Origin of the sequence: Micromonospora sp. WMMD730 (assembly GCF_049178955.1) — a bacterium.
GTDB lineage: Bacteria > Actinomycetota > Actinomycetes > Mycobacteriales > Micromonosporaceae > Micromonospora > Micromonospora wenchangensis.
Map to the genome: position 1 here is coordinate 6,254,008 of NZ_JBMHML010000002.1, position 9,709 is coordinate 6,263,716.

The following is a 9,709-nucleotide window of genomic DNA, read 5'->3' on the forward strand; positions in this document are numbered from 1 at the left end:
GGACCCGTCGCCAGGGGGTGCCGACCCGCCGCCCGACGTGGCAGGATGCGGCATACCCCCAGGACAGGACGCCCCGTGGACGACGCGCCCCGCAGCCCCACCCTCCGCCCCGCGGACACCCCCGCACCAGGGACTTCCGGCCCGTGTGCGCTACACCACCGTCGGTCGGGCAGGCACCGGTGAGGGGCTTCGGCCCGTGGCTGGCCGTCCTCGCGCTGGTGATCGTCCTCAACGCCCTGCGGCTGCGCCCGCTGGCCGTGGCCGTCTCCCTGGCCTGGCTCGCCTGGTGCGTGTGGACCTGGGTCCGCCCGACCCGCCGCGGCCCCGGCCCGTCCTGACCCGGCCGCCCCGGCTCCGGCTGCCCTGATCCCGCCGGCTCCGGCCCGACCCGCAGACGCAGGAGGGGGTCGGCCACGTCGTGGCCGACCCCCTCCTGCGTACGGGTTGCTCAGTAGCGGTAGTGCTCCGGCTTGAACGGGCCCTCGGGCGAGACGCCGAGGTAGGCGGCCTGCTCCTTGGTCAGCTCGGTCAGCCGGGCGCCGAGCGCGTCCAGGTGCAGCCGCGCCACCTTCTCGTCCAGGTGCTTGGGCAGCACGTAGACGCCGACCGGGTACTCGTCGGTCTTGGTGTACAGCTCGATCTGGGCGATCGTCTGGTTGGCGAACGAGTTCGACATCACGAAGCTCGGGTGGCCGGTGGCGTTGCCCAGGTTCAGCAGGCGGCCCTCGGAGAGCACGATGATCGCGTGGCCGTCGTCGAAGCGCCACACGTCGACCTGCGGCTTGATGTTCTCCCGGGTGACGTCCGAACGCTTCGCCAGGCCGGCCATGTCGATCTCGTTGTCGAAGTGGCCGATGTTGCCGACGATGGCCTGGTGCTTCATCCGGGCCATGTGCTCGTTGGTGATGACGTCGAAGCAGCCGGTGGCGGTGATGAAGATGTCGGCCTGCTCGACCACGTCCTCCAGGGTGGCGACCTGGTAGCCGTCCATCGCCGCCTGGAGCGCGCAGATCGGGTCGACCTCGGTCACCACGACCCGGGCGCCCTGGCCGCGCAGCGACTCGGCGCAGCCCTTGCCCACGTCGCCGTAGCCGAGGACGACGGCCATCTTGCCGCCGATCAGCACGTCGGTGGCCCGGTTGATGCCGTCGATCAGCGAGTGCCGGCAGCCGTACTTGTTGTCGAACTTGCTCTTGGTCACCGAGTCGTTGACGTTGATGGCCGGGAAGAGCAGGGTGCCGGCCCGGTGCATCTCGTAGAGCCGGTGGACGCCGGTGGTGGTCTCCTCGGTGACGCCCTTGATGCCGGCGGCGATCCGGGTCCAGCGCTGGTTGTCCTCGGCGAGGCTGCGGTGCAGCACCTGGAGGATGACCGCGTACTCCTCGGAGTCGGCGGTCTCGACCGCCGGGACCGTACCGGCCTTCTCGAACTCGACGCCCTTGTGCACCAGCAGGGTGGCGTCACCGCCGTCGTCGAGGATCATGTTCGGGCCCTGCCCGTCCGGCCAGGCGAGCACCTGCTCGGTGCACCACCAGTACTCCTCGAGGCTCTCGCCCTTCCAGGCGTAGACCGGGACGCCGGAGGGCGCCTCCGGGGTGCCCTCGGGGCCGACCACGATCGCCGCGGCGGCGTGGTCCTGGGTGGAGAAGATGTTGCAGGACGCCCAGCGGACCTGCGCGCCGAGGGCGACCAGCGTCTCGATCAGGACGGCGGTCTGGATGGTCATGTGCAGCGAACCGGTGATCCGGGCGCCGGCGAGGGGCTGGGCGTCGGCGAATTCGCGGCGGATCGCCATCAGGCCGGGCATCTCGTGCTCGGCGAGGCGGATCTCCTTGCGCCCGAACTCGGCGAGCGACAGATCCGCCACCTTGTAGTCGCCCTCGGCGAGGGTGCTCGGCCGGGCGTCGCTGGATGACGCCGGGAGGGTGCTGGTCATGAAGGCTCCTGTCGAACGATGGCTGCGCGACCATCCACCTTACGCCCGCCTCCTCGCGGCGCACTGTGGGCCGCCTCGAGACAGCGCACGGGGCGGTCGGCATGGGACGAAACCTCGTCCACCTGCCGGCCGCCCCGTGCATCCCCCCGGTTTGGTTACCCCCGCGCGCCGCCGGACCTTCATCGCGACAACGCTGCGTACTCATGAGATTACCGTGAGACACGGATCAGTCAAGCAATTCGGGAAAGTCGGACTTGCGGCGTGGCGCAGGTCGCTGCGCGGTGCCGTCAGCCGCCGCACGTGGCGACGAACGCCGTGCCCGTACCGGACAGCACCAGCGCCGCACCCGCGGCCGTGCCCACGGCGGCCTGCCCCGGGCCGAGCATCACCGCCCCCTGGCCGTCGTCCACCCCGACCTTGCCCTGGTGGCAGAACACCACCCGGGGGCCGGGCAGCGGCAGCCGGACCTCCGGCCCGGCCGCGTCCACCGTCACCCGGTGCAGCGCGAAGTCGTCCACCGGCACCGGCCAGCAGACCACCCCGGGCGTCACCGACCGGGCGACGAGGACCGGCTCGTCCAGCACCTCGAACCGCAGCACCCGCAGCAACTCGTCGACGTCCACGTGCTTCGGGGTCAGCCCGCCGCGCAGCACGTTGTCACTGGCCGCCATGATCTCCACACCGGTGCCGCTCAGGTAGGCGTGCAGGTTGCCGGCCGGCATCCAGATCGCCTCCCCCGGCGTCAACCGCACGTGGTGCAGCAGCAGCGCCACCAGCACCCCCGGATCGGCCGGGTAGCGGGTCGCCAGGTCCCGGGCCAGCTCCGCGTCCGGCCCGCCGGCGTCCGCCGTGCGCACCGCCTCGACCAGCCCGGCACGGTCGGCGTCCGGCCAGCTCAGCAGCGCGCGTACGGCCTCCCGCAGCCCCGCCGGCCCGGCCCGCAGCGCGGCCACCACCGGCGACAACTCCGGTACGCCGAACCCGGCCAACGCCGTCGCCGACACCTGCGGATCCCGGAACCCGCAGAGCGCGTCGAACGGCGTCAACGCCACAAGCAACTCCGGCTTGTGGTACGGGTCGACGTAGTTGCGCGGCCCCCGTGCCCGCCCCACCACCCCGTCGACCCACCCGTCACCGGCCTGCCCTGCCCCGGCCTGCCCGGCACCTGCCCGCTCGACGTCAGCCTGCTCGGCGGCGTAGCCGGCGCGGGCCTGCTCGGCGTCGGGGTGGGCCTGCAGGCTCAACGGGGCGTCCGCGGCGAGCACCTTCAACAGGAACGGCAGCCGGGTGCCGAACCGGCCGACCACCTCCGTGCCGAGCCAGTGGTCCGGCTCGGCGACCAGCAGGTCGGTCAGGCTCACCCGCGCACCGTCCCGGTCGACCATGGCCGGGCCACCCGGATGGGCGCCCAGCCACAGCTCCGCCTCCGGGCCGTCGGTCGGCGCCGGTCGCCCCTGCAACTCGGCGAGCGCCGAGCGGGACCCCCAGGCGTAGTCGCGGATCGACCCGTGCAGCAGTTCCACGGTCAGCCTCCGGCCCGCCCGGCCACCTCACTCGCCCCACCCGCCGGTGCCGCGGCGGTCGGCGCGGCCGTGCCGGTGCCCGCCCGCTCGGCGGCGACGCTGTAGATGTCCGGCTCCAGATAGATCACCCGGGCGATCGGCACGGCCGCGCGGATGCGCGCCTCGACCGCGTTGATGCCCCGGGCCAGTTCCTCGGCGCTCTCCCAGGCCGGCACGCCGATCTTCGCGGCCACCATCAGCTCCTCCGGGCCGAGGTAGAGCGTCTTCATGTGGATGATCCGCTCGACCTCGGGGCCGTCGGTGACGGCCCGCTCGATCGTCGCCAGGTCGCCCGGGTCGGCACCCTCGCCGAGCAGCAGGCTCTTCGTCTCGATCGCCAGCACGATCGCGATGATCACCAGCAGCACACCGATCATCGCGGTGCCCGCGGCGTCCCACATGCCGTTGCCGGTGATCAGCGTCAGCCCCACACCGAACAGCGCGAGCACCAGACCGACCAGCGCGCCGAAGTCCTCCAGCAGCACCACCGGCAGCTCCGGCGCCTTGGCCCGACGGATGAAGTTCACCCAGGACTGGCTACCCCGGGTGTGGTTCGACTCCTTGATCGCCGTACGGAAGGAGAAGCCCTCCATCACGATCGCGGCCAGCAGCACCGTCACCGGCACCCACTGCCACGCGGTGATCGGGTGCGGGTCGGCCGCCTTGTGCCACGCCTCGTAGAGCGCGAACAGGCCACCGAGGCTGAACAGCACGATCGACACGATGAACGCGTAGATGTAGCGCTCCCGGCCGTACCCGAAGGGGTGCTCCGGGGTGGCCGCCCGCTTGGCCCGCTTACCGCCGAGCAGCAGCAGCGCCTGGTTGCCCGAGTCGGCCACCGAGTGGATCGACTCGGCCAGCATCGACGACGAGCTGGTCAGCAGGAACGCGATGAACTTGGTGATGGCGATACCGACGTTCGCCATCAGGGCGGCGATGATCGCCTTGGTACCGCCATTCGCGCTCACTGGTTCGACAGCTCCTTCATCTCGGTGACGGCCGGCACGGCCATCGGGTCCAGCCCATGGGCCAGGGCCAGATAGATCGACGCGAAGTCGGGCACCGCGACGAGGGAGGCGAGCCGTTCCAGCGCGGAGCCGCCCTCGGCGGTGACCACGTCGCAACGCACCCCGCGCCGCTCGGCGAGGGTCTGCACCGCGTCGGCGCGACGCTCCTCGACGGCCAGCGGCTCGTCGGTGTCGTCGTCGGCGTTGAGGCCACCGTCGCGCAGCAGCACCAGCCGCAGCCGGGTCGGATCGGGCTCGACCTCGTCGGGGTCGGCGAAGATGTCCCGGGTCGACTCCACCAGGCCGCCGAAGACACCGTCGAGCAGGCCGACCCGGCCCCGACCGGCCTCACCCAGCGCCCCGGCGACCACCGGGTAACGGGCGTTGGCCGACAGCGTGTCACCGAAGCGGCGGGCCGCCACGGTGGCCAGCGGGGACGAACCCCAGACGATCGGAATCGACCCGGCCAGCCCGAGGGCCAGCGACTTCGCCGGGTTGACGAAGGACTCGGCGGTCGACCGGCACCGGTCGGCGTCGGCGTCCAGCCGGGCCGCCGTCTCGGCCAGATCCGCCTCGTTGACCTTCACCAGGCCGAGCGTACGGGCGGCGAGCAGAACCGGCACGGTGAGCGCCCAGAGACTGGCCCGGGCCGGGGCGCGGCGGGGCACCGGGATGAACGGCGCGCGGGCCCGCTCGGCCACCGACTGCAACTGCGAGTCGGGCGCGCCGACCGCGACCAGCCGGGCCCCCCGGCGGTGCGCGGCCTCGGCGGCGCCCAACGCCTCCGGGCTACGGCCGGACGCGCTGACCGCGATCACCACGTCGGCCGCGCCGACCCAACCGGGCACCCCGGCGCTGCGGTGCGGGATCACCGGCACCGGGCAGCGCGGCCCGGCGACCGTGGCCAACACGTCCCCGGTCCGCCCGGCGGTGCCGATGCCGGCGATGACGACCGCACGCGGGCGGCCCTCGTCCTCCAGCAGCGCCAGGTTGGCCTCGGCGGCCAGCGCGGCGGACTCCCGCACCTGTGCCCCTGCCGAGGCGGTGAAGCGCAGCATGCCGCCCGGATCATGGGCGGCGACCGCGTCCGGGTCGTCCAGGATCGACTCGTCGGCCACCCGCCGGCCGCTGACGCCGGCCGTTCCGTCCATCACCGCTGCGCCTCCGGCCCGCCACGAGCCTCGTCCAGCAGCAGCACCGGCACGTCGTCGCGCACCTCGAAGATGCGACCGCACTGCGTGCAGGTGAGGGTCTGGGCCTGAGCGTCGTAGTCCAGCGGTGCGTGGTGTGTGTCCGGGCAGGCGAGGATTTCGAGCAACTGCGGGTCCAGGGCCACGGCGCGGCTCCTTCCACGTGTGTGGTCTGTGCCGGTCGGCGGTGCCGACCGGCGGAGGGGATCTTATCGGCGAACCCGCTCCAGCACCTCGTCGCGCAGCGAGGTCATCCGCTGCTCGGTCGGACCTTCGACGTTGAGCCGCAGCAGCGGCTCGGTGTTGGACGCGCGCAGGTTGAACCACGCGCCGTCGGGGAACCGCAGGGTGAGCCCGTCCAACTCGTCGGCCTCCGCCTGCGGGTACGCCGCCCGCACCGCCGCGACCCGGGCTTCCTGGTCGGTGACCGTGGAGTTGATCTCGCCGGAGGCGACATACCGTTCGTAGACGCTGGCCAGCAGGGACAGCGGCTGGGACTGCTCACCGAGGGCGGCCAGGGTGTGCATGGCGGCGAGCATGCCGGTGTCGGCGAACCAGAAGTCCCGGAAGTAGTAGTGCGCCGAGTGCTCCCCACCGAAGATCGCGTTGGTCCGGGCCATCTCGGCCTTGATGAAGGAGTGCCCCACCCGGGCCACCACCGGCACGCCCCCGTGCTCGCGGATGATCTCCGGTACGGCCCGGGAGGTGATCAGGTTGTGGATCACCGTGGACCCCGGGTGCTTGGCCAGCTCGCGGGCGGCGACCAGGGCGGTGATCGCCGACGGGGAGACCGGCTCGCCCCGCTCGTCGATCACGAAGCACCGGTCGGCGTCGCCGTCGAAGGCCAGGCCGAGGTCGGCGGAGTGGGTCACCACGGCCCGCTGGAGGTCGACCAGGTTCCTCGGGTCGAGCGGGTTGGCCTCGTGGTTGGGGAAGGTGCCGTCCAGCTCGAAGTAGAGCGGCACGATCTCCAGCGGCAGGGCCGGCAACGCCGCGTCGCCGAGCACGCTCGGCACCGTGTAGCCGCCCATCCCGTTGCCGGCGTCCACCACCACCTTGAGCGGACGGATGGTCGACAGGTCGACCAGTTTGCGCAGGTGGGCCGCGTAGTCGGGGAGCAGGTCACGCCGGTCGACGGGGGCCGGCGACGCGGCGGCCGGCCGGGTGCCGGCGTCCAGCAGCGCCTGGGCGCGGGCCCGGATGTCGGCCAGGCCGCTGTCCTGGCCGATCGGGCGGGCACCGGAGCGGCACATCTTGATGCCGTTGTACTGCGCCGGGTTGTGACTGGCGGTGAACATCGCCCCGGGCAGGCCGAGCGCGCCGGAGGCGTAGTAGAGCATGTCGGTGGAGGCGAGCCCCAACTCGATCACGGCCCGCCCCTCGGCCCGCACGCCGTCGGCGAAGGCGGCGGCCAGCCCCGGGCCGGTGGCCCGCATGTCGTGCGCGATCAGCACGGCACCGTCCGGCTCGCCGGCCTCGTCGAGCACCCGGGTGAGGGCGGCACCGAGGGCTTCGGCGACCCGCTCGTCCCACTGGTCGGGCACCGTCCCACGGACGTCGTACGCCTTCACGATCTGGGACAGGTCAGACACCGGTTTCAGCTCCTCGACAGGGGTCGTCAACGACCCTGAGCGTATCGGAGCGGTGGCGTCCGTCCCCTCCTAGCCGGGGAGCTCGGGCATGATCGTCGTCGCTTCGCCGCCGGTGGCGGGCGGTGACGCCGGCCGGCCCGGTGCGGGCGGCGCGGCGGCCGGCGGGGCCGGGGCGGCGGGCGGCGGGGCCGGGGCAGCGGGCGGCGGGGCCGGGGCAGCGGGCGGCGGGGCCGGGACGGCGGGCGGCGGGGCCGGGACGGGGGCCGGCGGGGCCGGAGCGGGGGGCGCGGAGACCGGACCGCCCTGGGCGGGTGGGGCAGCCGCCGGGCGGCTGCCGTACACCCCACCGGCCGGGCGCGGGGTGGGCGTCACCGTCGGATAGGCGGCGGGTGCCCCGTACAGGCCACCCGGGCGGGCGGACGCGGACGGCTGCGGCTGCGGCTGCGGCTGCGGCTGCGGCTGCCCGTACACCTGGCCGGCGGGGGCCGGGGTCGGAGCCGCCACCGCGCCGCCGGAGCGGTAGGTGGTCGGGCCGGGGTTGCGGGGTTGCGGCAGGACCGGAAGATCGACCGGGTCGGCGGCCCGGGCCGGGTCGACCGCGGCCCGGTCGGCGCGGGACCGGAAGATCAGCAGGGCGATGAGCCCGGCACCCAGGATCACCAGGGCGATGCCGGCAAACATGGTCATGGATCCTCCGGAGGTCTCTGCGGCGGCGGTACCGGCCGGGCCGGCCGCCGGGGCGGCGAGCGCGGCCCCGGTGGTCGCCGCCGTCGGGGCGGGCGCGGGCGTGGTCGCCTCGGGGGTGGGGGTGGGCTTCCTGGTCGGGGTGGGGCTCGGCGTCGGGGAGCCGGCGGCCCGTCCGCCGACCCGGGACGTGTCGGCGGCACGGCCGATCAGCCGGCCGACCGCGGTCGTCGCCTCACCGACCACGTCCAGCCGGCCCGCCGGCGCCCCGGCGAGGAACGCCACCCGGTAGCGGACGGTGCTGCTCTTTCCCTTGCACAACGGTGGACCCGCCGACGAGGTACGGGAGACCTGGAGCACGCCGCCGCCACCGGTGACGGGCACAGTGGACCATCGCCCCCCGACACTCACCTCTACCCGAACCTGGTCCGCGCCAACCCCGGCCAGGCTCAACCCCAGCGCGGTCCGCAGCAGCACACACCCGTCGGTGCGTTTGCGCACCTCGATCGCGACCCCGCCCGGGGAACCACCGGCGGAGAAGCCACCCGAGGCCCGCACCCGTACCCGGTCCCCGTCCGCGTGGGCGGGGAGCGCACCGAGGGTCACCAGCCCGGCGAGCAGCGCACCGACGGTCACCACCCGCGCCGGCTGCCGACGCACGGACATCTCCCACCTCACCCTCCGCCCCGGCGGGGGCCGCCGGCCAGGTTACTACCAGCGCGACAGGGCACCCGGTGACAGAGCGCCCCGCCTGTGGGCCGCGTTACCCCTCGACCCGACCGCCCGGGTCGGCCGGCCCGCGCCCCTCAGCCGGCGGTGCGGGCCGGGCCGGTGGCGGCGGCGAGGGTCTCGCGGCAGAGCCGGTCGGCGGTACGGGTGGTCTCCGGCAGCCGGAACCGCGGGGTCAACGCGAGCACCTGCGCGACGGCGTTGTCCAGTCCCATCCGGTGCCCGACGCTGACGAACACCGGCTTCACCCCGTCCCGGGTACGCAGCACCCGGCCGACCACCTCACCGGCGTCGACCAGCTCGGCGGCGTCCCCCCGGCGCGGACCCGGCCCGGTCCAGCCGCCGACCAGCGGGGTCTTGCCCACCCCGATCGCGGGGAGCCCGGTCACCACGCCCAGGTGGCAGGCCAACCCGAAGCGACGCGGATGGGCCAACCCGTGCCCGTCGCAGACCAGCAGCTCGGGGCGAGTGGTCAGCCGGTCCAGGGCGGCCAGCAGGGCGGGCAGCTCACGGAAGGCGAACAGCCCCGGCACGTACCCGAACGCGGGCCGGCCCACGCTGACCGCGTGATCCACCACCGTCAGGGTCGCGGTGTCGAGCACGGTCACCGCCGCAGCGAGCAGGTCGCCGTCCGGCGCGTACGCCACGTCGAGGCCGGCCACCGTCGCGGGCCGGCGCGGACCCGGCCCGACCAGGTCCACCCGGGGTCGCAACCGGTCCTGTACGGCCACCGCCTCGGCGACCGTCAACCCGGGCGACCCGGTGTCCCCGTGCTCCGGCCGTCCCACGGTCTCAGCCGGGCTCACCGTCGCGTCCACCCTCCTTCTTCTTGTCGAAGGCACCGAAGGCTATGGCGAAGGCGATGCCGATGGAGATCCCGAACGCCACACCGACGGCGTCCCGGAACATGATCAGCCCGATGACGATGCCGATGGCCATGCCCGACACCCAGGCGCTCGTCTGACGCTTCTTGGCAGCAGGGTCCGTCATCGCCCCACCCTAATCGGGC

General features: G+C 73.9%; 10 protein-coding genes. 1 reads left to right on the forward strand and 9 read right to left on the reverse strand.

The genetic code is table 11. The annotated features are described in order from the left end of the window. Nucleotides 1-179 precede the first annotated feature (179 nt). Complete coding sequence (locus tag ACN265_RS26495) at nucleotides 180-338, forward strand: hypothetical protein (RefSeq protein ID WP_204928231.1); 159 nt, start codon at nucleotides 180-182, stop codon at nucleotides 336-338. Nucleotides 339-448: 110 nt separating this feature from the next. On the opposite strand, the gene ahcY is transcribed toward ACN265_RS26495, so the two are convergent. From ahcY to ACN265_RS26540, 9 genes are all read right to left on the reverse strand, one after another. Continuing rightward, a complete protein-coding gene (gene ahcY / locus ACN265_RS26500; RefSeq protein WP_204928232.1) occupies nucleotides 449-1,936 on the reverse strand; it encodes an adenosylhomocysteinase in 1,488 nt (495 codons plus the stop codon). Between the two features lie 287 nt (nucleotides 1,937-2,223). Continuing rightward, nucleotides 2,224-3,459 (reverse strand): mannose-6-phosphate isomerase, class I, encoded by a 1,236-nt coding sequence (gene manA, locus ACN265_RS26505; protein WP_420116278.1) that lies wholly within the window; start codon nucleotides 3,457-3,459, stop codon nucleotides 2,224-2,226. Between the two features lie 2 nt (nucleotides 3,460-3,461). Continuing rightward, a complete protein-coding gene (locus ACN265_RS26510) occupies nucleotides 3,462-4,466 on the reverse strand; it encodes a cation diffusion facilitator family transporter (protein ID WP_421410325.1) in 1,005 nt (334 codons plus the stop codon). Continuing rightward, a complete protein-coding gene (locus ACN265_RS26515; RefSeq protein ID WP_204928235.1) occupies nucleotides 4,463-5,659 on the reverse strand; it encodes an SIS domain-containing protein in 1,197 nt (398 codons plus the stop codon). The genes ACN265_RS26510 and ACN265_RS26515 overlap by 4 nt, the downstream gene beginning before the upstream one ends. Beyond that, nucleotides 5,656-5,841 carry a Trm112 family protein gene (locus ACN265_RS26520; RefSeq protein WP_088642951.1) on the reverse strand — a complete coding sequence of 62 codons (186 nt, stop codon included), beginning with the start codon at nucleotides 5,839-5,841 and terminating at the stop codon, nucleotides 5,656-5,658. Before ACN265_RS26520 ends, ACN265_RS26515 begins: the two co-directional genes overlap by 4 nt. Nucleotides 5,842-5,904: 63 nt before the next feature. Next, entirely contained in the window at nucleotides 5,905-7,287 is a 1,383-nt protein-coding gene (locus ACN265_RS26525; RefSeq protein ID WP_204928236.1) for a phosphomannomutase/phosphoglucomutase, read from the reverse strand. 69 nt (nucleotides 7,288-7,356) lie between these two features. Then, on the reverse strand, nucleotides 7,357-8,637 hold the full coding sequence (locus ACN265_RS26530; protein WP_421410329.1) for a hypothetical protein: 1,281 nt from the start codon (nucleotides 8,635-8,637) through the stop codon (nucleotides 7,357-7,359). A gap of 140 nt (nucleotides 8,638-8,777) precedes the next feature. Beyond that, nucleotides 8,778-9,488 (reverse strand): endonuclease V, encoded by a 711-nt coding sequence (locus ACN265_RS26535; protein WP_421411627.1) that lies wholly within the window; start codon nucleotides 9,486-9,488, stop codon nucleotides 8,778-8,780. Nucleotides 9,489-9,492: 4 nt separating this feature from the next. Further along, entirely contained in the window at nucleotides 9,493-9,690 is a 198-nt protein-coding gene (locus tag ACN265_RS26540) for a hypothetical protein (RefSeq protein WP_204928238.1), read from the reverse strand. Between the last annotated feature and the right edge of the window lie 19 nt (nucleotides 9,691-9,709).

Bases quoted from the DNA above. Each gene is read 5' to 3' on its own strand.
- ACN265_RS26530 (WP_421410329.1), bottom strand. From the start codon at position 8,637: ATGTCCGTGCGTCGGCAGCCGGCGCGGGTGGTGACCGTCGGTGCGCTG.
- ACN265_RS26540 (WP_204928238.1), bottom strand. From the start codon at position 9,690: ATGACGGACCCTGCTGCCAAGAAGCGTCAGACGAGCGCCTGGGTGTCG.
- ahcY (WP_204928232.1), bottom strand. From the start codon at position 1,936: ATGACCAGCACCCTCCCGGCGTCATCCAGCGACGCCCGGCCGAGCACC.